The 20363-nt window shown below is 38.7% G+C and carries 23 protein-coding genes, 1 tRNA gene and 1 riboswitch; of the genes, 19 read left to right on the top strand and 5 right to left on the bottom strand.

The window, feature by feature from the left end; translation table 11 throughout:
* Positions 1 to 29 precede the first annotated feature (29 nt).
* Positions 30 to 1886, bottom strand: coding sequence for a Fe-S protein assembly chaperone HscA (hscA, locus tag WG906_RS01765; protein WP_339990796.1), 1857 nt, complete (start codon positions 1884 to 1886; stop codon positions 30 to 32).
* Positions 1887 to 2170: 284 nt separating this feature from the next.
* On the opposite strand from hscA, the gene WG906_RS01760 reads away from it, so the two are divergent.
* The 17 genes from WG906_RS01760 (at position 2171) to WG906_RS01680 (ending at position 16657) form a co-directional block, all read left to right on the top strand.
* Positions 2171 to 2280, top strand: a tRNA-Asp gene (locus WG906_RS01760).
* An 85-nt stretch (positions 2281 to 2365) separates the two neighbouring features.
* Positions 2366 to 3511 (top strand): M28 family metallopeptidase, encoded by a 1146-nt coding sequence (locus tag WG906_RS01755; protein ID WP_339990795.1) that lies wholly within the window; start codon positions 2366 to 2368, stop codon positions 3509 to 3511.
* A gap of 176 nt (positions 3512 to 3687) precedes the next feature.
* Positions 3688 to 3777, top strand: a riboswitch (TPP riboswitch).
* A gap of 35 nt (positions 3778 to 3812) precedes the next feature.
* Positions 3813 to 4016, top strand: coding sequence for a sulfur carrier protein ThiS (gene thiS / locus WG906_RS01750; protein WP_339990794.1), 204 nt, complete (start codon positions 3813 to 3815; stop codon positions 4014 to 4016).
* A 15-nt stretch (positions 4017 to 4031) separates the two neighbouring features.
* On the top strand, positions 4032 to 5900 hold the full coding sequence (gene thiC / locus WG906_RS01745) for a phosphomethylpyrimidine synthase ThiC (RefSeq protein WP_339990793.1): 1869 nt from the start codon (positions 4032 to 4034) through the stop codon (positions 5898 to 5900).
* A gap of 106 nt (positions 5901 to 6006) precedes the next feature.
* A complete protein-coding gene (locus WG906_RS01740) occupies positions 6007 to 6582 on the top strand; it encodes a thiamine phosphate synthase (protein WP_339990792.1) in 576 nt (191 codons plus the stop codon).
* The gene (locus tag WG906_RS01735; RefSeq protein ID WP_339990791.1) at positions 6572 to 7306 is read left to right on the top strand and encodes a hydroxymethylpyrimidine/phosphomethylpyrimidine kinase; all 735 of its coding nucleotides are present in this window, start codon (positions 6572 to 6574) and stop codon (positions 7304 to 7306) included. Before WG906_RS01740 ends, WG906_RS01735 begins: the two co-directional genes overlap by 11 nt.
* A gap of 6 nt (positions 7307 to 7312) precedes the next feature.
* A complete protein-coding gene (locus WG906_RS01730; protein WP_339990790.1) occupies positions 7313 to 7954 on the top strand; it encodes a thiamine phosphate synthase in 642 nt (213 codons plus the stop codon).
* Positions 7948 to 8709: a thiazole synthase gene (locus WG906_RS01725; RefSeq protein ID WP_339990789.1), complete on the top strand. Its 762-nt coding sequence runs from the start codon at positions 7948 to 7950 to the stop codon at positions 8707 to 8709. The genes WG906_RS01730 and WG906_RS01725 overlap by 7 nt, the downstream gene beginning before the upstream one ends.
* A gap of 134 nt (positions 8710 to 8843) precedes the next feature.
* Positions 8844 to 9956: a 2-iminoacetate synthase ThiH gene (gene thiH / locus WG906_RS01720; RefSeq protein ID WP_431844443.1), complete on the top strand. Its 1113-nt coding sequence runs from the start codon at positions 8844 to 8846 to the stop codon at positions 9954 to 9956.
* A 263-nt stretch (positions 9957 to 10219) separates the two neighbouring features.
* Positions 10220 to 11281 carry a molybdopterin-synthase adenylyltransferase MoeB gene (gene moeB / locus WG906_RS01715; protein ID WP_339990788.1) on the top strand — a complete coding sequence of 354 codons (1062 nt, stop codon included), beginning with the start codon at positions 10220 to 10222 and terminating at the stop codon, positions 11279 to 11281.
* Positions 11282 to 11314: 33 nt separating this feature from the next.
* A complete protein-coding gene (locus WG906_RS01710; RefSeq protein ID WP_339990787.1) occupies positions 11315 to 11680 on the top strand; it encodes a hypothetical protein in 366 nt (121 codons plus the stop codon).
* A gap of 231 nt (positions 11681 to 11911) precedes the next feature.
* Positions 11912 to 12553, top strand: a complete 642-nt coding sequence (locus WG906_RS01705; protein WP_339990786.1) for a hypothetical protein — start codon at positions 11912 to 11914, stop codon at positions 12551 to 12553.
* 82 nt (positions 12554 to 12635) lie between these two features.
* Positions 12636 to 13001: a hypothetical protein gene (locus WG906_RS01700; RefSeq protein WP_339990785.1), complete on the top strand. Its 366-nt coding sequence runs from the start codon at positions 12636 to 12638 to the stop codon at positions 12999 to 13001.
* A 6-nt stretch (positions 13002 to 13007) separates the two neighbouring features.
* The gene (locus tag WG906_RS01695) at positions 13008 to 13880 is read left to right on the top strand and encodes a hypothetical protein (protein WP_339990784.1); all 873 of its coding nucleotides are present in this window, start codon (positions 13008 to 13010) and stop codon (positions 13878 to 13880) included.
* A gap of 7 nt (positions 13881 to 13887) precedes the next feature.
* Positions 13888 to 14565: a response regulator transcription factor gene (locus tag WG906_RS01690; protein WP_339990783.1), complete on the top strand. Its 678-nt coding sequence runs from the start codon at positions 13888 to 13890 to the stop codon at positions 14563 to 14565.
* Positions 14562 to 15887: a sensor histidine kinase gene (locus tag WG906_RS01685; RefSeq protein WP_339990782.1), complete on the top strand. Its 1326-nt coding sequence runs from the start codon at positions 14562 to 14564 to the stop codon at positions 15885 to 15887. Before WG906_RS01690 ends, WG906_RS01685 begins: the two co-directional genes overlap by 4 nt.
* A gap of 8 nt (positions 15888 to 15895) precedes the next feature.
* A complete protein-coding gene (locus WG906_RS01680; protein ID WP_339990781.1) occupies positions 15896 to 16657 on the top strand; it encodes an alpha/beta fold hydrolase in 762 nt (253 codons plus the stop codon).
* Between the two features lie 10 nt (positions 16658 to 16667).
* On the opposite strand, the gene WG906_RS01675 is transcribed toward WG906_RS01680, so the two are convergent.
* A complete protein-coding gene (locus tag WG906_RS01675) occupies positions 16668 to 17051 on the bottom strand; it encodes a lipocalin family protein (protein ID WP_339990780.1) in 384 nt (127 codons plus the stop codon).
* A 143-nt stretch (positions 17052 to 17194) separates the two neighbouring features.
* On the opposite strand from WG906_RS01675, the gene WG906_RS01670 reads away from it, so the two are divergent.
* A complete protein-coding gene (locus WG906_RS01670; RefSeq protein WP_339990779.1) occupies positions 17195 to 17725 on the top strand; it encodes a hypothetical protein in 531 nt (176 codons plus the stop codon).
* Between the two features lie 13 nt (positions 17726 to 17738).
* On the opposite strand, the gene WG906_RS01665 is transcribed toward WG906_RS01670, so the two are convergent.
* The gene (locus WG906_RS01665; protein ID WP_339990778.1) at positions 17739 to 18173 is read right to left on the bottom strand and encodes a nucleoside deaminase; all 435 of its coding nucleotides are present in this window, start codon (positions 18171 to 18173) and stop codon (positions 17739 to 17741) included.
* Between the two features lie 245 nt (positions 18174 to 18418).
* Between WG906_RS01665 and WG906_RS01660 the strand changes: the two genes are divergently transcribed.
* Positions 18419 to 19099, top strand: coding sequence for an MCP four helix bundle domain-containing protein (locus WG906_RS01660; RefSeq protein WP_339990777.1), 681 nt, complete (start codon positions 18419 to 18421; stop codon positions 19097 to 19099).
* A 174-nt stretch (positions 19100 to 19273) separates the two neighbouring features.
* Here WG906_RS01660 and WG906_RS01655 read toward each other — a convergent pair whose 3' ends face one another.
* The gene (locus WG906_RS01655) at positions 19274 to 19708 is read right to left on the bottom strand and encodes a GNAT family N-acetyltransferase (RefSeq protein ID WP_339990776.1); all 435 of its coding nucleotides are present in this window, start codon (positions 19706 to 19708) and stop codon (positions 19274 to 19276) included.
* 94 nt (positions 19709 to 19802) lie between these two features.
* Positions 19803 to 20294, bottom strand: coding sequence for a YajQ family cyclic di-GMP-binding protein (locus WG906_RS01650; RefSeq protein WP_339990775.1), 492 nt, complete (start codon positions 20292 to 20294; stop codon positions 19803 to 19805).
* Positions 20295 to 20363 lie beyond the last annotated feature (69 nt).

Raw genomic sequence — 20363 nt, 5'->3', positions numbered from 1 at the left:
AAATACTGGTGGAAAAGCTGATATTAGCTCTAGTCAATTGCTTTACCTTTCATCGCCTGTCCAATCGCCTGATCCATCAACCGCTCAGCAAAGGGGCGGGTGAACTCATTCAATTCATCAATCTTTTTATGAATTAAATCTTTATTGCCAGAACTAAGGGCTTCTTTGAGTGACTGTATATATTTTTGAGTTTCGCTGATTTCTTCAATAGAAAAATAAGCTTTATTCTTTTCTATGAAACGCTCTGCTGTATACACCATCTGTTCGCCCTCGGTGCGGGCCTCAATGATCATCCGTTGTGTCACATCTTCTTTAGCATGGGTTATCGAATCGAAAAGCATTTTTTCCACCTCCTGATCTGTCAACCCATAAGTTGGTTTAATGTCAACCTCCTGTTTCACGCCTGAGCGTAATTCAACTGCCTGTATCCTTAAGATTCCATCGGCGTTTAAAAGAAAATTAATATCAACTTTAGGAAATCCCGCAGGCATTGCCGGAATACCTCTTAAATCAAATTCAGCCAGTTTTCGGTTTTCTTTAACAAGATCGCGTTCACCCTGATAAACAGAAATTTTCATATTTACCTGCCCGTCTATTGAGGTGGTGTACTGTCGGCCTGCTTTAGTTGGTACTTTCGAGTTGCGCGGAATAATTACATCCATCAGGCCACCCAGAGTTTCAATCCCAAGGGAAAGAGGCGTAACATCCAGCAAAAGGATGTCTTTACGGTTACCTGCTAAGATATCGGCCTGAATGCCTGCTCCCAGAGCAACCACTTCATCCGGATTAATCTTATCGTGAACTTGTTTTTCAAAAAACTCTGAAATGGATTTTTTAACGAAGGGGGTACGGGTTGAGCCACCCACCATTATTACCTCATCAATATCTGAAATAGTAAGTCCGGCATCAGAAAGTGCGTTTTTACAAGCGGTAATAGTTTCTGCTATTTTAGGTGCGATCAGTTCTTCAAAGGTTTGACGGGTTATGGCGCAAGGAATATCTCCAAGATTGCCAGTAAATATATTTTGTGTACTCAGAGCTTTTTTTGCTTCTTCAGCTTTTAAACGAAGGCCTTGGGTTAGCTCAGAGTTTGACGTTATTTCATCCGGGTTAAGCTTATTCTGTTCAATCCAGTAATTTACAATCGCCCTGTCGAAATCATCACCACCTAAAAAAGTGTTTCCGTTGGTTGATAATACTTCAAAAATTCCGTTTTGAATTTTTAAAATGGAAACATCAAAAGTCCCGCCGCCTAAATCATAAACAGCTATTGTTTTTTCCTCCTCAGGATGCAATCCGATCCCATAGGCTAAACTTGCAGCCGTAGGTTCGTTTACGATTCGCAATACATCTAAACCAGCAAGCTTTCCTGCATCGCGGGTGGCCTGGCGCTGACTATCGTTAAAATATGCCGGAACTGTGATGACTGCGCGGTTTACCGGTGTTTTAAGCGCATGTTCTGCACGGTCTTTCAGCTCCTTAAGAATCATCGCCGAAAGTTCAATTGGCGTGTAAAAGCGATCACCTACCTTTATTTTAACAAGACTTTCGGTGTTATCGTCGATGACTTTATATGAGAAAAAATCTTTATGTTCTTCAATATCATGATAGGAACGGCCCAATAATCGTTTAACCGAAAAAATAGTATTCTGTGGATCGCTTATGAGATATTGTCTGGCTTCATTTCCAACCACAACACTACCATCTTTATTGAAATGTACAATAGAAGGAACAAGAACACCTTTCCCGGTATCGTTTATCACCTGTGCTGTGCCTTCTGGATTTATAAACGCAACCAGGCTGTTTGTTGTACCCAAATCGATACCTACAATAATATCTTCTTTTTGAATAGAACCAGTGGTGATGTTAATTGAAACTTTTGCCATGTTTTTTATTAGGCCCGCAATTTACTTAGTTTTAAAAGATTTAGAAATTAAATGATAGCGATATAACCAGCAAATGACAATTTCAGCATATGAAATTATTTATGAGGATGTTAATAAATTTGTAATTCTTTGCCGTTCTGTAAAAGTCATTTTATAAATAATGTAAAATAGCCCAAATAATTTGCGAGAGTTGCAAAAATTTTCTTTTTGTTCATAAAAAGTTGTAATATTTGGTTCATGGCTTTACCTTTGTGTTATCGATTTGTTAAAAAATCGCGTCAAACTGTAGGGTGGTGAAACTGGCAGACACACCTCCTTGTCTCGGTGGCGGAGAATCTGGGAAATCCGGTAACGGGATAACCACTCCTTGAAGGTTCGATTCCTTCCCCTACAGCTAGGTTTATAATTGGTTAGTTAAATAGAGCTCCTGCCCATCAGGAGCTTTGTTTTTTTTATAGATTTGTTAAATGCTGATTTCAATGAGGGCTTTTTTTATACTTATTTTAACCAGTGCCCTAAAACTGTCTTTTGCCCAGGATACGATCTTCGCCCGAAAAATGGTCGATACACTTGCAAGCCCCCATTTCTGGGGAAGAGGCTATACAAAAGACGGGCTCTTAAAAGCATCCGAATTCATTAGTTCAAAATTTCAGTCATATGGACTTAAACCATTGGATGATAAAAGTTTTTTAGAGGAATTTTCATTTCCTGTAAACACCTTTCCGGGAAATATGAAAGTCTCTGTAAACGGCGTTCCTTTAATCCCCGGAAAGGATTTTATTATCGGACCTGAAAGCAGGGGCATAAAAGCAAGCAGTAATCTGATACAAAAAGACAGCACGCATTTTCTGAATGAGAAAAGCAGGATTATGGTGTCTCTGGAAAGAAAGCTCACCTGGTCTGTTGCGCAAAAGCAGGCTGATTACACATCGGTCTTAATCGATAAGAAGGCAATCAGGACAATTCCGAAAAAAATCAAACTGAATATTGAAAATAAATTTGTCAGTAATTATAGGTCGTACAACGTTTGTGGCCTGGTAAAGGGAACGGTTCATCCCGATTCTTTGATTGTGATTACGGCACATTTCGATCACCTGGGTGGAATGGGCCGGGATACTTATTTCCCTGGTGCAAATGACAATGCAAGCGGCGTTGCATTATTGCTGGATCTGGCGAAGTATTATGCTGCGAACCCGCAAAAGTATTCCATGGTTTTTATAGGGTTTTCTGGTGAAGAGGCGGGTTTAGTCGGTTCTAAGTTTTTTACTGAACATCCGCTTGTAGATTTAAAAAAAATAAGATTCCTTATTAATACAGATCTGGCCGGAACAGGGCAGGAAGGCATCACGGTAGTGAACGCAACTGAATATAAAAAAGAGTTTGCCTTATTGAATCAATTGAACGATAAAGGTAAATATCTTGTTAAAATAAACCCGCGCGGTAAAGCCGCCAATAGTGATCATTACTGGTTTACCGAAATAGGGGTTCCTTCATTTTTTATTTATACAATGGGAGGAATCAGGGCGTATCATGATATTTATGACAGAGCTGAAACTTTGCCTTTAACAGAGCACGAAGATTTATTTCGATTAATTGTTCAGTTTAATAAGGCTTTGATGGAATGATTTCGATGACAGGGTGTAAGTTTGATGTGCTATTCTAAAGCGTTTTGTCATTTCGAGTGCAGCGAGAAAACTAAAGCAACATGTTCAAAGATCTCTCCTTCGTCGAGATGACAAAAGAAAATCTTATGGTTATTCTAAAAACTATTTGAATTCTTAGTAAAAACCATTTACATTTACCGCAACTTTAGGGGTGCCGAACAGGCTGAGACATACCCTCATAACTTGAACCAGGTAATACTGGCGTAAGGAAAAGCGAAGCTCATCTTTCTGATGACACCTCCTGAAGTTTTTATAAGCATTTATGGAGGTTTTTATCAACAATCAATCGGTTTCTTTAATTGGCTTAACAACACTAAGTGATGTTTTACTGCAACATAATTTTCTTGATAAAAAGGGAATTGCTGTTGCGGTAAATAATAGTGTGGTTCCAAAAGCGGAATGGAATACCTATACAGTTGAAGCTGCTGATAAAATAACCATCATACGTGCTACTCAAGGCGGATAAAAATTCAAAAAACGTATGAAGAAAGAAAGCATTCCAGTAGAACAAAAAATCAGTACGGGAGCATTTGTAAATTCAAGTAAAATTTACGTTCCAGGCAAAATTCACGATATACAGGTCGCTATGCGTGAGATTAAACTTGCCGACACGGTTGATAAGTTTAATGGTAAAATTGAAACGAACCCATCAGTGGCGGTGTACGATACAAGCGGACCCTATACTGATCCAAACTTTCTTATAGATGTGAAACAGGGATTGCCAAGAATTCGCGAAAAATGGATTTTAGACAGGCAGGATGTTGAACAACTTGAGGGCATAAGTTCAGAATACGGAAAAATCAGAATGGGCGATGAGAAACTGGATGCATTGCGATTCCAGCATATCAAAAGTCCGTTGCGTGCAAAAGCCGGGCAAAACGTAACGCAGTTGCACTATGCCAAAAAAGGAATTGTAACTCCCGAAATGGAATACATCGCCATTCGCGAAAATCAGTTATTAGAAGAGCGGTACAATTCTTCTGATTCCATGTGGCATCAGCATGCAGGCAATAACTTCGGCGCAAGAACTCCTAAATTTATTACACCTGAGTTTGTCCGGGATGAAATCGCTGCGGGCCGTGCTATTATTCCGGCTAACATCAATCACGCTGAATCGGAGCCAATGATTATAGGCCGTAACTTTCTGGTAAAGATCAATGCCAATATTGGGAATTCCGCAGTTAGCTCAAGTATCGAAGAAGAAGTGGAAAAAATGGTTTGGGCCACCCGCTGGGGCGCTGATACTGTGATGGACTTGTCTACAGGAAAAAATATCCATGAAACACGTGAGTGGATTATCCGTAACTCACCTGTGCCAATCGGAACGGTTCCTATTTATCAGGCACTTGAAAAAGTAAATGGCAAGGCCGAAGATTTAACATGGGAAATATTTAGAGATACCCTTATAGAACAAGCAGAGCAGGGAGTGGATTATTTCACCATTCACGCCGGTGTTTTATTACGCTATGTTCCGCTTACGGCGAAAAGATTAACCGGAATTGTTTCGCGTGGTGGTTCAATCATGGCGAAATGGTGTTTGGCTCATCATAAAGAAAACTTCCTGTACACTCATTTTGAGGATATTTGTGAGATCATGAAAGCTTATGATGTTTCTTTCTCCCTTGGAGATGGATTGCGTCCTGGTTCTATTGCTGATGCAAATGATGCCGCTCAGTTTGGAGAGTTGGAAACTCTTGGAGAATTAACCAAAGTAGCATGGAAGCATGATATCCAGGTGATGATTGAAGGGCCTGGTCACGTACCGATGCACTTGATCAAGGAGAATATGGACAAACAATTGAAAGAATGCCATGAAGCACCTTTCTATACACTTGGTCCGTTGACAACTGATATTGCTCCCGGTTATGATCATATTACCTCTGCAATTGGCGCAGCAATGATTGGCTGGTTCGGTTGCGCTATGCTTTGCTATGTGACTCCAAAAGAACATCTTGGATTGCCAAACAGAAAAGACGTAAAAGACGGTGTAATTACCTATAAACTCGCGGCGCATGCTGCTGATTTGGCAAAGGGCCATCCGGGTGCTCAATATCGCGATAATGCATTAAGTAAAGCTCGTTTTGAGTTCCGTTGGGAAGATCAGTTTAATTTATCGCTCGATCCTGATACTGCCAGAGAGTATCATGATGAAACTCTTCCGGCAGAAGGGGCTAAAATCGCTCATTTCTGTTCTATGTGCGGCCCGAACTTCTGCAGTATGAAAATTACCCAGGATATAAGAAATTATGCCGACAAAAATGGAATTGACGAAGAATCTTTAGCTATTGAAGCAGGAATGAAAGAACGCTCTGACGAATTCAAAAAACAGGGCTCAGAAATTTATCTGTAAATAATAGGCAAGTGTCAGACACCTTAAAGTTGTCTGACACTTAAGCTAAGAACAATCGGTTTTATTTAAAACGTTCATCGTAGCCTGATTTTTAATGTCAGATAGAGTGATAGTGATAACGGCTCCCGAGTTTTTTGAGGGAGAAGCAGAAATCCTGAATCAACTTTTTGAATCGGGGCTAACGCGATTGCACGTGAGAAAACCTCAAAGTCAAAGGCAGGAAGTCGAAAAGCTGCTTGCTGAAATTGACTCCAGTTTCATGGCGGGTGTCACTATTCACTATCATTCTGAATTGGTATCCGAAATGGGATTAGGCGGAATGCATTTCAGCTATCCTCAGATCAAGGAGCTTAAAAACTCTGGCCGATACACGATTTCGTGTTCACTGCACCAGTGGGAGGAATTAAATGAAGTTCAGGATAAAATTGATTATTGCTTTATGAGTCCGGTATTTAATAGCATCTCTAAGGCTGGATATCCGGCAAACGAAGCTTTAAAGCAAGTTCCCTCCTTTGCCAGTAACGTTTATGCTCTGGGTGGAATAACGGAGACTAACTGCGAGGAAGTGTTGGATAATGGCTATCGGGGGATTGCAGTACTGGGTTATTTATGGGCCAGTAAAGCGGCGGCTTTACAGAGATATAAGGATTTGGAACAGAAAGTAAAAGCATATGACGTCTGAGAGGCCGGTAGTTTTAAGCATCGCGGGTTTCGACCCAAGCGGAGGAGCAGGGATTCTTGCGGACATCAAAACTTTTGAACAAAATCTTGTGTATGGTTTTGGGGTTTTAACTGCAAATACTTTTCAAACAGATACTGATGTCAAAGACTTGAGCTGGATACCCCTTGCCGAAATTAAAGATCAGATTAAGTTGCTGATGGATCGCTGGGAGATTGAGTGGTTTAAAATCGGAATTATTGAAAGTGCCGATGTTCTTCACCAGGTAGTCCAATTCATTATTCAGCAAAACCAGGAAGCTAAGTTTGTATGGGACCCGGTTTTACGTTCAAGTTCGGGATTCCCTTTTTTTAGATCTGACCGGGATATAGCGACCTTGCTGAAACACATTACCGTTCTTACTCCAAACCTTCCTGAATTTGAAATTTTGATAGGTAAAGAAGAGAATGCCTTATCGCTTTCGGAGAGTACTATGATTTACTTAAAAGGAGGTCATAGGGAGGACGCAGAACTAGGAAAAGATGTGCTTTATTGGAATTCGAGGAAATATATTTTCGAGGCAAAAAATTTAGGGACTTCTAAACATGGCTCAGGCTGTATTCTCGCTTCTGCTATTTGTTCTAACCTGGCTTTAAATATCCCTGTGCAGCTTGCTTTCGAAAAAGCCAAGCAATACATAGAACAAGTTTTAAGCTCTAATCCATCCTTATTGGGGTGGCATTCATAAAAAAACATGATAAGTAACTTACATTTTATATCGCAGGAGACTCCAGAAATTACTCATCTGGAAGGCATTGAAAAAGCTTGCCAGGCAGGGGTTCTCTGGGTACAATTACGCGTTAAAAATAAATCCATAGAAGAAACTATCGCGATAGCAAAACAGGCTAAAGTAATTTGTGATGCCTTTGATGCGAAATTGATCATTAATGATCATCCTTTAGTTGCTAAAGAAGTTGGAGCCTATGGTCTTCATCTGGGTAAGGAAGATATGCCAGTTGCTGAAGCCAGGAAAATTGTTGGTGATAATATGATAATCGGAGGTACAGCAAATACGATTGAAGATATCATAGCTCATGCCAGTGATGGGGCGAATTATGTTGGTTGTGGCCCCTTTCGTTTTACCAGAACAAAGGAAAAATTAAGTCCCATTTTGGGCCTGGAAGGGTATCAGAAGATTCTCGCAGAAGCAAAAAGACTTGATATTAATCTGCCAATTATCGCAATCGGTGGAATTAAAACAGAAGATATTGCTTCTATACTACAAACCGGAATTTACGGAGTAGCAGTTTCTGCGTTAATCGCTTTTGCTGATCAACCCGCCAATGAAGTAGATAGGATTAAAGAATTATTGAAAGGAGAGAATGTAGGATGTTAAATATAGCAAACAAGGTATTTCATTCCAGGTTATTTACGGGCACAGGAAAGTTTAGTCACCCTGAATTAATGGAAGCAGCTTTAGTTGAAAGCGGTTCGGAATTAGTAACGGTAGCTTTAAAACGTATTGATGTAAAAGATGACCAGGATGATATTTTGGTTCACCTGCGCCATCCTCAAATAAATTTATTGCCAAATACTTCAGGCGTTCGTACTGCTAAGGAAGCCGTTTTTGCGGCTCAGTTAGCACGGGAGGCGCTGGAAACCAATTGGCTTAAATTAGAAATACATCCGGATCCAAAATATTTAATGCCCGATCCGATTGAAACATTGAAGGCCGCTGAAGAACTGGTAAAATTAGGTTTCATTGTAATGCCTTATATTCATGCAGACCCTGTTTTATGCAAGCGCTTAGAAGAAGTTGGCGTAGCGGCAGTTATGCCTTTGGGTTCACCTATCGGTAGCAATAAAGGGTTAAAATCTATCGATTTCCTGGAAATAATAATTGAGCAAAGTAATGTTCCTGTAGTAATAGATGCAGGAATCGGCTCACCTTCTGATGCTGCTAAAGCAATGGAAATTGGTGCAGACGCGGTATTGGTAAATACAGCGATTGCTGTATCTCAAAATCCTGTACAGATGGCAAAGGCATTTAGAATGGCTGTTGAGGCTGGCAGGATAGCATACGAGGCTAAACTCGCCAAACCGGTAAACCATGCCATGGCCAGTAGTCCTTTCACCGCGTTTTTAGATTAATTATCAAGTGGCAGATTTGGCTAAGCGCTTTGTCATGCTCACTTGTTTTTAGTGTATATAGCATCTATGTTATTTGATTTGAAATCTTTTTAGATTTTTAATTTTTGACTTTTTAATTTTAATTTTCATTGATAATGAGTTTTGAAAATTTATTCAGGCAGTATTCCTGGGATGAGGTAAAATCAAGTATTTATGCTAAAACTGCTGTTGATGTTGAAGCTGCATTAGTAAAACCTCAGCGTGATTTAGAAGATTTCAAAGCTTTGGTTTCTCCGGCCGCTGCTCCTTACCTTGAACAGATGGCGCAATTGAGTCATCGGCTTACTTTACAACGTTTTGGGAAGGTGATTCAGATGTACATCCCGATGTACCTGTCTAATGAATGCCAGAATATCTGCACTTATTGCGGTTTTAGCGTAGACAATAAGCTTCCCCGCAAAACACTCAGTAATATGGAAATTATGTCGGAGACGGCATTTATCAAAGAGATGGGTTATGAGCATATTTTGCTGGTGAGTGGTGAAGCGGCAAAGACTGTGGGAGTCGACTATTTCAAAAACGTACTTCAGCTCATTTCTCCGCATTTCTCGAATATCGCCATGGAAGTACAGCCGCTTGAGCAGGAAGAATACGAAGAATTAATTCCTTTTGGTCTTCATACAGTATTGGTTTACCAGGAAACCTACCACGAAGACGATTACAAAAAACATCACCCGAAAGGGAAGAAATCTAATTTCAGTTATCGGTTAGAAACTCCGGATCGTTTAGGAAAAGCGGGAATACATAAAATTGGCCTTGGTCCGCTATTGGGACTGGAAGATTGGCGCACTGATTGTTTTTTCACCGCCTTACATCTCAACTATTTGGAACGGCAATACTGGAAAACAAAATATTCTATTTCTTTCCCGCGTTTGCGTCCTTTTTCGGGCGGATTAGAGCCTAAAGTGGATATGAGCGACAGGGAATTGGTTCAATTAATTTGCGCTTACAGGATATTTAATTCTGAGGTTGAACTAGCTCTTTCCACCCGTGAGTCGGAAACATTCAGAAACCATGTACTTAAACTCGGAATTACTTCTATAAGTGCCGGATCAAAAACTAATCCCGGGGGATATTCGGTTGCAAAAGAATCATTGGAACAGTTCGAAATTAACGATGATCGATCCCCTGAAGTAATAGCAGAAATAATCAGGCAGCAAGGCTATGAACCCGTTTGGAAAGACTGGGATCAAGCTTTAATTATGTAGTTATTCGTTCCTGAGAGATTTTCTGTTTTTCCTGACAGCCCGCGAATTATCCATTTGTTGTATATTGGCCTGATAGGTTCTGCAAGCAAATGTAGAGGGGTGTAACAAAGCAAACTATCCTGTATACTTTTACCGTTACTGATATAGAAACGGGATGAAGCGTGATATGTTGATTTATACCAGGTAGAATGCCGGAAGTGCCAAAAATATTTACTCCTAATTGTTAAAACCATATGCCTGCTGGCTGAGAAAAGGAAATTACAATGAGTCTGTCAAAAGAAGAATTGCAGCGCTATAGTCGCCACCTGTTAATGGAGGAATTTGGGGCGGATGCGCAGCAGAAATTAAAAGATGCAAGGGTGCTGGTGGTTGGTGCTGGTGGACTAGGTTGTCCCTGTTTGCTTTATCTTACTGCAGCTGGCATTGGAATTTTAGGCATTGCCGATGATGATGTGGTGAGCATTTCGAACCTGCAGCGACAGGTGCTTTTTAATACAGAAGATGTCGGTCATCCCAAAGCAGAAGTTGCTAAATCGCATCTTCAAAAGAAAAACCCCTTTATTGAAATCGAAATACATCCCCGGATTTCTAAAGATAATGTTTTTGATATCTTATCAGATTATGATTTAGTTATTGACGGATCGGACAATTTTAGCACACGCTATTTATTAAATGATGCCTGTGTGATTGTAAATAAGCCTTACATCTACGGTGCTCTGTTTAAATTCGAAGGACAGGTAAGTACTTTTAATTTTAAAAATGGTCCAACATACCGATGCTTATATCCGGAGGCACCGGCGCCCGGAGAAGTGCCGGCGTGCGGGGAAGCCGGAGTATTAGGTGTTTTACCAGGTATTATTGGTACCTGGCAGGCTACAGAAGCAATAAAGGTAATTACAGGGGTCGGGTACCCTCTCAGCGGAAAGCTTTTAATCATAAACCTGCTTACAAACGATATTAATATTCTTCGTTTTAAAGCTAATGAGGGAAACAGGCAAATCAAAGAGATTGTACTTTACGATGAATCATGCTTAGTTGATCCCCATTCGATAGATTATACAACTCTGAACCAGTGGTTAGAAACAGAAGATATTCAATTAATAGATGTCAGGGAGGAGTATGAATTCGAAAGCTATAATATCGGTGGTGTTAATATTCCCTTCGCAGATTTGGAAGATAACTTATCCGTCATTCAGGCTGATAAAAAAACAATACTTGTTTGCCAAACTGGTGCCCGGTCCATGAAAGCCATAAATTTATTAAAAGTAAGTTTTCCCCAATTATCTATCTATAATTTAAAAGGAGGGGTGCAATCTACTTTATAAGGTGGTTAGAGAATACATTCAATATTATTTACAATGCAGGATCAAATTAAATTCCAGTTATCTGAAGAATTTCCTCGGGGCAGCTTTATAAATGCAGCCATACTTAAAACAGAATTGTTTTCAAATATTAAGGCTATTGAGGCACTTTTAACCAGCTATCATTTTAAAAGCAGGGGCAGGGTGTTTAATGTTAATGTCGAAGAACCCTCTGTCGAATTAATAGCTGATTACATGGGGAAGTTTTTGGTGAGCTACACCATCGGTCAGTTTAACGCTTGTGCTGATGTGGATTTTACAGAAAGAGCTTCAATGGAGATGTTGATAGATATTGACATAAAAAATTCAGAGGCTATTATTACCGGAGAATACATCCCTGAAAGGGAACCGGATGAATTTTAGTGCATGGGGTTGGGTTTTGTGGCTTTGTTTTTTTGCCACTGAGACAAAAGGTCACGACGAAAAGTCGTAGATACTTCGTGTCTTAGAGTCTTTATGGCTATTGTTTTTTATTTCCTTGTCTCTGCAGCAATTTTCAAACTTTTTTTAAATAAATCTGAAACTTCATCTTTGCTTCATGTTCACTTGTGTTCTTTGTATAAGAAATTAAACATAAACAGAAAAAAAGCGAATATGAAAACTATAGCAATAACAACAGCAGCTCTTTTGTTTACTGCCGTATCTTTTGCACAAACAAATGATCACTCAAAAAATGCTCATGGTGCAAAAGTTAGTTCAACTACAAAATCTACTACCGATGCAGATATCAAAGGAGCAGAAATAAGTAGTGCGGCTTCTTCAAAGTCCCAGGCTGAAATATACAGGAAAAATAATAAATCAGCTGAGGCTAAAATAAAGAGTGAAGCTTCAAAAACAACAGAAGCAAGGGACAATCATGGTGCAACAGTCAGTTCAACTGCCAAATCAGTTACAGATGCTGATATTAAAGGTGCAGAGGTAAGCAGCGTTGCTTCTTCAAAATCTCAGGCAGAATTGCATAGAAAAAACTCGGCGGAAGCTAAAGCTGACAGAGAAGCAAGAAGAGATGAGCTTAAAGATTTGAAAGATGGTGTAAAGGCTGATGCGAAGCTTGATAAAGATGATGATGCTTTATTAGATGTAAGAGCTAACGCCAAAGCAAGAAAAGATGCTCGTAAAGCCGATGCCAAGGATAATACCAGGGTTAAAGCCGGAGCAAAAACAGGCGCCAATGTGGGAGTTGGACGTACTGGAGTTAAAACAAATGTCGGAGCTGGTCTAAAGCTTGGATTGTAATACCGCTAAACACGAAACACGCTTAAAGAAGTTTGCCTCGTATTTGAGGCAAACTTTCTTTAATTTTAACAAAAAAAATGAAATGAGAAACTTTTTAAGGGCATTGGGGTTAGGGATTCTGCTGGGAGTAATGCCTGTCATTGTTTCTGCTAATGATGAAATAGTTTTAAATTTTTCATCTCCAGATGAAATCGATATAGTAGGATCTGCTCCGGTAGAAACGACGCAGGACGATAAGGATCAGGAACCAAAGAAAAAGACCGATAAAGAGAAAGCTAAGGAAGATCCTAAAACGGATGATGTCGAAACAAAAAAGCCTGATATTAAAGAAGTTCCAAAATCTCGTCCTAAATTGCGCCCGGGAGTTGTAACTGATCGGGTTAAAATAAAACGACCGCCTGTTAAAATTAATAAACCAGGCAGGGTTTTACGAACAATAGGACTATAATATAATATGAAAAAATATCTGTATTTATATTTAGCTTTATTTGCAGGCATATCAACGGCTTTTGGACAAAAAACAGAGAGCTCGGATTCAAAAACCGATAGTACGGAAGTTTCTAAAACTTCATTAAGCCTTGCTACCATTTATGCAAGTGATGCAAGTTATTACGGACAAGTCACTAATGAGAGACTACCTTATGTATTAGCAAATGCGTCCTTAAATTTCCCAAGCGGATTTTTTCTTTCCGCAGGAGCCTATAAGCTAATTAATATTGGTTCAGGTATTTCTGGGGTGGATCTGACAGCAGGTTATGATTTTAATATCACTAAAAATTTTACAAGCAGCTTAAGTTTTTCCAGATCTTTTTTTCCGGATAGTTCTTTATTTCTGCAATCCACCAATTTAAATATGGCTTCTGGCTCAGTAAATTACGACTGGCAATGGTTAAATACCGGAATTAATGCAGATTACGCTATTGGAGATCAGAGTGCATTGTTTATGACTTTTAGCGCATCAAAATTAATTGATTTGGGCAGTATTAGTTCAAAAGATTATATCAGTTTAGAACCAGCGATTCAGGTTGTAGGCGGCACTCAGCGGATCACTACTACAGAGGAAATTCCACAAAACAATGGAGGTTCAGGCGGACTTAACAAAATAATTAATTTCCCCCGAAGGCATAACAGATCCCCAGAATACAGAGAAATAGAATCAAGCAGCTTCGATTTGCTTTCGTATAACTTAAAATTGCCTCTTGCCTATAACCGGGCAAATTATGCTGTTGAGGCAACTTACCAGGGTTCAATACTCAGCAATAAAATAGATGGTGCTTCACAAAAACCACGCTCTTTCTTATATTTAGGTTTTTACTATATTTTTTAATCACTCTGTGAAAGTACTTTTAGTTGAAGATGAAAAAACACTGGCTTATGAAGTTGAAGCCTTTCTGAAAAAAGCATTTTACATATGTGATCTGGCGCACACAGCGAGCAAGGGGCTTGAAAAAATCGAGTGCAATCTTTACGATTTTATTTTACTTGATTTAGGCCTTCCTGATATGGATGGCCTGGTTTTGTTAGAGCAGGCAAAGAAGTTCAACCCGGAAGCTGCTTATATCATTCTTACAGCAAGAGGAAATATCGAAGATCGTATTAAAGGCTTGGATTTGGGTGCAGATGACTATTTACCAAAGCCCTTTTCTTTACTTGAACTTCAATCCAGAATGCAGGCAATTTCCCGTAGAAAATCAGGGATAAACAGTCAGCTTCTGCCTTTGGGCGAATTTAATGTGGATATTCAAAAGAGAATTGTAAGCCATTCGGAAAATGAAATTGAGCTCACCCGGAAAGAGTACGATTTACTAAGTTATTTGCTGCTTCATAAAAATCGGGTTCTAACCCGTTTGCAGCTTAGCGAACATATTTGGGGTAGTTTTGTGGATGATGATTATGATTCTAACTACATCGATGTTCATATAAAAAATATTCGGAAAAAATTAGGTGCTTATGGCTCTGTAGACTGGCTTGAAACAGTCAGGGGAGTAGGTTATAAAATTAAAAAGCCTTGAAGTTATCAACCAAGCTAACTCTTTTCGTTACGCTTTCCAAGCTTGCCATAGTGCTGTTTTTTGTGCTTACCCTGCCGTATATAGTAGACAGGATTGCGTTTAAGTATACCAATGATGTTTTAAAACTGCAAAAGGTAAAAGTACTCGATGTGATAGCCCGCGATGGTGTTGATTCTTACCTCGAGGGACAGGATAGTTACGGTAGTTATACTTTATTAAAGGAAGAATTTATAGCTCTATTACCTGTCGAAGATTCCTTTGATCTGGATACTATAGAAACTGCCGAAAGAATTATTGAACAGGACACATTAAGCTACCGCATTTTAAGTCATACCTTTAAAGCAAGCGGGCAGAGCTATTTGCTGGAAATCGGCAAAACAACCTCAACAATTAATCAATATAGTCGCCCCTTGCAGCGTATCGCTTTATATGTCTTATTGAGTCTGATAATTATCACACTTATTATTGATCTGTTTTTTACTCATTACCTGATAAAACCATTAAGTGCGATCATCAAATCTAAACTGGTGAATCAGAAATTTCCGTTCGCAAACCATCAGCAGGCCATTAAAACATCAACTTCCGACTTTCAGTATCTTGATAGTTCTTTAGTGCTTTTAATGGATCAGATTAACGAAGCGTTTGAAAAGGAAAGAGAGTTTACAGCCAACGCCTCTCATGAATTAATGACACCGATTGGGATACTTCAGAATAAGATTGAAAACCTGATGGAGCATGAAGAAACCAGCGACCTGATTCAGCAGCGCCTTTCTGAAATGCTTAGAACGCTTAGCCGTTTGAAGAAAATTGTAAATTCCCTGTTGCTGATTTCCCGGATAGAAAATGAACAGTTTGCAAAGTCAGATTCTGTAAATATCCGTCAACTGATAGAGGAAGTGATGAATGAAATAAGTCATCGGCTTGAAGAACATGAGATAAGCTTTGAAATGAAGTTTAGCTCAAGCATATCAATTAAGAATGCCAGTCACGATTTGCTATTCCAGCTTTTTTATAACCTTGTTAATAATGCAATCAGATATAATAAGCCCAAAGGAAGTATCTTAATAAAAGATGAACTTCAATATGGAAAGTACGTAATTCTTATTAAAGATTCGGGTATAGGAATTCCTCAGGAGGAGCTGCCTCTGGTATTTAATCGGTTTAAAAAAACTAATCTCACACAAACAGGAGGTTACGGCTTAGGCCTTTCCATAGTTAAAAGTATTGCGGTTTATCATAATATAAAACTTGGAGTTGATTCAAAAGTTGATGAAGGATCTACTTTTTCAGTTATCTTTCCGAAAGAAAATATTTTAGGTTAAGCGGGCTTATGCGTATTAATTTTTTATTCATATTTCTTTTAATTATAGCGGTGTTCGATCTGAATGCTCAAAGTAAAAAACCAGTGATCATGATTGTTCATGGTGCCTGGGGCGGTGGCTGGGCATTTAAAAAAGTTGATTCGATTTTAACGGAAAAAGGAATAATCGCATACCGTCCAACATTAACCGGACAGGGGGAGCGGGTACATCTTGCCAGTGCAGATGTTGGCCTAGTTACCCATATTAATGATATCGTTAATTCCATTCTTTTTGAAGATTTACACGATATCGTTTTAGTCGGTCATAGCTATGGTGGTATGGTTATCTCGGGTGTTGCAGACCGGGTACCTGAAAGGATCAGGAAACTTATTTATATGGATGCTTTTGTGCCAAACGATGGAGAAAGTGTGGCGGCCTTAAGGAATATTTCTGCAGAAGAGCTTAAGCGAATGGGACCCAATGGTTTTATGGTGCCTGCCTGGGTTAAAGCCGGACAACAAGCTCCAATGGATGTTCCACATTCCTTAAAAACTTTTACAGAAAAAATAGTTTTAAAAAACGCTGCAGCTAAAAAGCTTGATGCCGCATATATTTTAACTGTGGATGCCGGAAAAAAAGCCGAAGATGATGCCTTTGCATCAAGTGCCGAAAGAGCCAGGCAAAGAAACTGGCCTGTAGTTATTTTACAAGCAGACCATAATCCCCAATGGAGCGCTCCTGTAGAATTAGTGGATAAACTTCTTTCATTAATGTCTGAAAGGAAGAATTAAACTTCTGATTTCAGGGTTTTACAGCGGAGAAGTTAAGCGTTGTTCCCCGACTGGACAAGACAAGCTTATCTTTATCAAGATCTTTAATAGTATATACATCACTGTTTCTGCCGGCTGATGATATGGTAGATAAAATTTTACCTTCTTTGTCTAGTGTGTAAGTTCCCTGATCTGCCCCAATTCCGCCCGACGAGGTATAATGTCCATCTTCCGAAAATTGAAAGGTAGAACTTAATAAAATAGCTCTTTTTATCGAGTCGACTAATTTGGTTTCCGTTTCAATATCGTTTAACTGCCAGGTTTTAGCTATTTCATTTTTAGTATCCTGACCACAGGAATACATAAAAGAAACAAAAACGATGAATGAAAGGAATACTTTTATCTTGTTTTTCATGATCCGGTATTTCTGTGTTAACAGCAGTGCATTACCGTTGTTTTGCTGCCAATAATCTATTGTTGGAATATCAGTCTTTAATTCATTAATATGAGAAAGCTGATTCTTTGCTTATAGATTTTATTCTTTTATTTTAGCCATCTATGAGGAGAATAATTTTATTAGTTGCATTCATGTCTTTATGTTTCGTAGGTAAAGCACAGAGATTGTCATTTGATCAATTGAATGGAATGCTCAGCTCTACATTAGATGAAGCTGAAGAAAGATTATTTTTAGTCGGGTATTCTTTTGTGTCCAAACAGTACATCTCAGACAGTGCAGAAGTGATATACCATTTCTCTAATAAAAAAAATACGATCGGCACTGCTAAGAAAGTGTCAAAGGGAGTTTATACTAAAGACTTAGACAAATCATTTGTAAAATATACTACGTATGACCGGGCAGAGTTTCAAAATTTCAGGAAGCTGATGGTGGAGTATCAATTCACAAGAAGCGGCAAGGATAGTATCAGTGAAAACTCTAATTATTCAAAGGATAATTTGTTGGTTAATTTTGAAGTAACGGCAGATCAATATGAAAATAAAACTTTTCTAATCACTCTTACAAATAATAAGGCCATCATCTCTGATAAATTGCCTAAAAAAATAAGTTTAAAAAGTATTTTTAAGCAGTAGGCTTTTCAGGACTTTACAATTCCATAATATCCTCATTCCACAATTCGGGTTTAGCTTTAATAAAGTCCTCCATCATCTTAATACACTCCGGAAGATTTAAGTCGATCACTTTTACTCCATGAGATTCCATAAATTCCCTTGCTCCGGTAAAAGTTTTGGATTCGCCAACAACAAGGGTGGGGATTTTAAACTGAACAATGGTGCCTGCGCACATATAGCATGGCATGAGGGTAGAATAGATTACCGTATCGCGATAGCTTCCGATGCGCCCGGCCTTATTTAAGCAGTCCATTTCACCATGCAAAATGGGGTTGTTCTCCTGAACGCGTTTATTGTGTCCTGAACCGATTATTTTCCCGTCTTTAACAAGTACAGCACCGATTGGAATGCCCCCTTCTGAGAGTCCCTTTTTTGCTTCCTCAAGCGCTGCCTGCATAAATTCATCCATAAACAAACATAATAAAATGCGGGGTTTTGTATTTAAACAAAAGCGATAAAAGTCTTTGAAGGAAAACGATTCAAAAACGATTCAAAAAGCACTACGCCCAAACTCTTCTCCTTCGTTCTGATTAAAAATCGTTTTATTATTTCGAAGGGGCAGTTATAGAATATTAATTTGTGATGAATATCACTAGTTTATGATGGTCATTTTGCTGATATTTATATTATTATAAACTCAAACTGATTTTAGGTATGAAGTGGACTTTTGTTATCCAGCAAAAGCTAAAAGTTGCTGTATTGCTGGGGGTGGTAATGTGTTTGGTTGTATTATTAAATATTGTTCTTCAAAAAAACATTTCGGATATAAATCGTTCTGTAAATTCTATTTATAATGACAGACTGATACCGGCTACAGATATGTTTTATCTGTCTGAAAATTTCCATCACAGGCAGCTGGCAATTGAAAAGTTTCTCTTTACGAATGATTATAATACAGGGCAGTTAAAATCTAAACTGAGTGTTTACGATAAGGAAATGCTGGCCTTAATAGTGAAGTATGAGAAAACATATTTAGTAGAAGAAGAATCGGTGTTTCTTGAAAAGTTTAAACTCAATTTGGCCAGCTATTCTGCTTTAGAGAAGAATGTCGTGTCTTTAATTGAGCAGGATGAAAAAGTTGAAGCCATAAGTCTCTATGAAAAGAGGGGGAGAGCTTCACTTGAGAATATTATTGGTGATTTATCTGATCTTACTATTATACAATCGGCAGTTGGAGGTAAGCTGGTGAATGATACGAAAGGAATTGTAGCAACTTCGAATATTTTAACCGATCTGCAGATGGTGCTTGCGATTATTATTTCCGCGATGATAACCGCCCTGGTAATAAGCTCTAGAATTACCAATCAGCCTGCCGCAAAATTTAAATGGAATTAGAAAAAATATAATCGATAGACTGTAAGTATTGGTTCCCCTCAAAGTTTTACCCGAATGTTGAGTTTGGTAAAACTTTACTCATACGAATGGGCATAGCCGGCAGTAAATAATTTATCTTCGGAGCTGCCTGTTCAATGTTCACTTAAAAACGCAACCGCAATAAACAGGATATTCTTAATCGGATTTTTGATTCTCATATATGGAGGGATATGCGATTTCCATGAAACGGTCAGGATTTGCAAGTTCTTTAAAACCATATTTACGATATAATTCATGCGCATCTGCAGTTCCAAGCATCCAGCGGCGTAATCCTTGCAAATCAGGGTATTCTATGATGTATTTAACCAATTGCTTTGATAATCCATTGCCGCGATAATCAGGGAGGATAAATACATCAGCCAGGTAAGCAAAAGAAGCATAATCTGTGGTAATGCGTGCAAATCCTACCTGTTTTTCGCCATCATAAACTCCAAAGTTTAATGAGTTTTCAATGGCTCGTTCAACTATACTCAATGGAATTTTTTTAGCCCAATAGGAATCTTCGCTTAAGTATTTGTGAATTAATGCAATATCAAGCTTTGATTTTTCAGTTGAGATAGTAATATTCATTGTTTAGGGTGTAGCAATAGTATAGACCTGTTTTTATTCCGAAGTTTTTCGGGACCGTCGGAGGATAGAGATGCTGAAACAAGTTCAGCAAAACTTAATTCCTCATATTAATGTACTGCAAAGGCTGCCCAAAATCTTCAGTCCGGCATAAAGAAATCACAGCCTGGAGGTCATCGATTTTTTTACCCTGTACACGTAGCTGGTCGTCCATTATAGATGCCTGAACTTTTAAACCGCTGTCTTTAATCTTTTTGATAATCTTTTTAGACGTTTCTTTATCAATACCTTCTTTAATCTTAATGTCTCTTCTGATCATATTTCCGGAAGCATATACTTCTTTACCCATATCTAAGCAGCCGGGATCCAGGTGCTGTTTCATCATTCGGGATATAATCGAGTCAACAATGGCTTTAAGCCGCATGTCGTCTTCGGTAACAATGGTGATTTCGTTAGTTTTCTTATCAAGCTCAATAGTGCTTTTCGAAGTGTTGAAATCGTACCTGTTCAGGATTTCTTTTTTTGCATTGTTTATGGCGTTATCCAATGTCTGGCTGTCTATCTTACTTACAATATCAAAGGTTGGCATAGGAAAAAAAATAATTTGAGAGTTTAAAATTATGTCGATACATTTAAAAACGAAACAATTTAGTAAAGA

This window comes from Pedobacter superstes (genome assembly GCF_037622515.1).
Classification (GTDB): domain Bacteria; phylum Bacteroidota; class Bacteroidia; order Sphingobacteriales; family Sphingobacteriaceae; genus Paradesertivirga; species Paradesertivirga superstes.
The sequence above is the reverse complement of the archived record's forward strand: the minus strand, read 5'-3'. Positions and strand labels throughout refer to the sequence as shown.

Coding starts and splice junctions, on each gene's coding strand:
- hscA (WP_339990796.1), bottom strand. CDS start 1,886: ATGGCAAAAGTTTCAATTAACATCACCACTGGTTCTATTCAAAAAGAA.
- WG906_RS01755 (WP_339990795.1), top strand. CDS start 2,366: ATGAGGGCTTTTTTTATACTTATTTTAACCAGTGCCCTAAAACTGTCT.
- thiS (WP_339990794.1), top strand. CDS start 3,813: ATGGAGGTTTTTATCAACAATCAATCGGTTTCTTTAATTGGCTTAACA.
- thiC (WP_339990793.1), top strand. CDS start 4,032: ATGAAGAAAGAAAGCATTCCAGTAGAACAAAAAATCAGTACGGGAGCA.
- WG906_RS01735 (WP_339990791.1), top strand. CDS start 6,572: ATGACGTCTGAGAGGCCGGTAGTTTTAAGCATCGCGGGTTTCGACCCA.
- WG906_RS01730 (WP_339990790.1), top strand. CDS start 7,313: ATGATAAGTAACTTACATTTTATATCGCAGGAGACTCCAGAAATTACT.
- WG906_RS01725 (WP_339990789.1), top strand. CDS start 7,948: ATGTTAAATATAGCAAACAAGGTATTTCATTCCAGGTTATTTACGGGC.
- thiH (WP_431844443.1), top strand. CDS start 8,844: ATGAGTTTTGAAAATTTATTCAGGCAGTATTCCTGGGATGAGGTAAAA.
- moeB (WP_339990788.1), top strand. CDS start 10,220: ATGAGTCTGTCAAAAGAAGAATTGCAGCGCTATAGTCGCCACCTGTTA.
- WG906_RS01710 (WP_339990787.1), top strand. CDS start 11,315: ATGCAGGATCAAATTAAATTCCAGTTATCTGAAGAATTTCCTCGGGGC.
- WG906_RS01705 (WP_339990786.1), top strand. CDS start 11,912: ATGAAAACTATAGCAATAACAACAGCAGCTCTTTTGTTTACTGCCGTA.
- WG906_RS01700 (WP_339990785.1), top strand. CDS start 12,636: ATGAGAAACTTTTTAAGGGCATTGGGGTTAGGGATTCTGCTGGGAGTA.
- WG906_RS01695 (WP_339990784.1), top strand. CDS start 13,008: ATGAAAAAATATCTGTATTTATATTTAGCTTTATTTGCAGGCATATCA.
- WG906_RS01680 (WP_339990781.1), top strand. CDS start 15,896: ATGCGTATTAATTTTTTATTCATATTTCTTTTAATTATAGCGGTGTTC.
- WG906_RS01675 (WP_339990780.1), bottom strand. CDS start 17,051: ATGAAAAACAAGATAAAAGTATTCCTTTCATTCATCGTTTTTGTTTCT.
- WG906_RS01670 (WP_339990779.1), top strand. CDS start 17,195: ATGAGGAGAATAATTTTATTAGTTGCATTCATGTCTTTATGTTTCGTA.
- WG906_RS01665 (WP_339990778.1), bottom strand. CDS start 18,173: ATGGATGAATTTATGCAGGCAGCGCTTGAGGAAGCAAAAAAGGGACTC.
- WG906_RS01660 (WP_339990777.1), top strand. CDS start 18,419: ATGAAGTGGACTTTTGTTATCCAGCAAAAGCTAAAAGTTGCTGTATTG.
- WG906_RS01655 (WP_339990776.1), bottom strand. CDS start 19,708: ATGAATATTACTATCTCAACTGAAAAATCAAAGCTTGATATTGCATTA.
- WG906_RS01650 (WP_339990775.1), bottom strand. CDS start 20,294: ATGCCAACCTTTGATATTGTAAGTAAGATAGACAGCCAGACATTGGAT.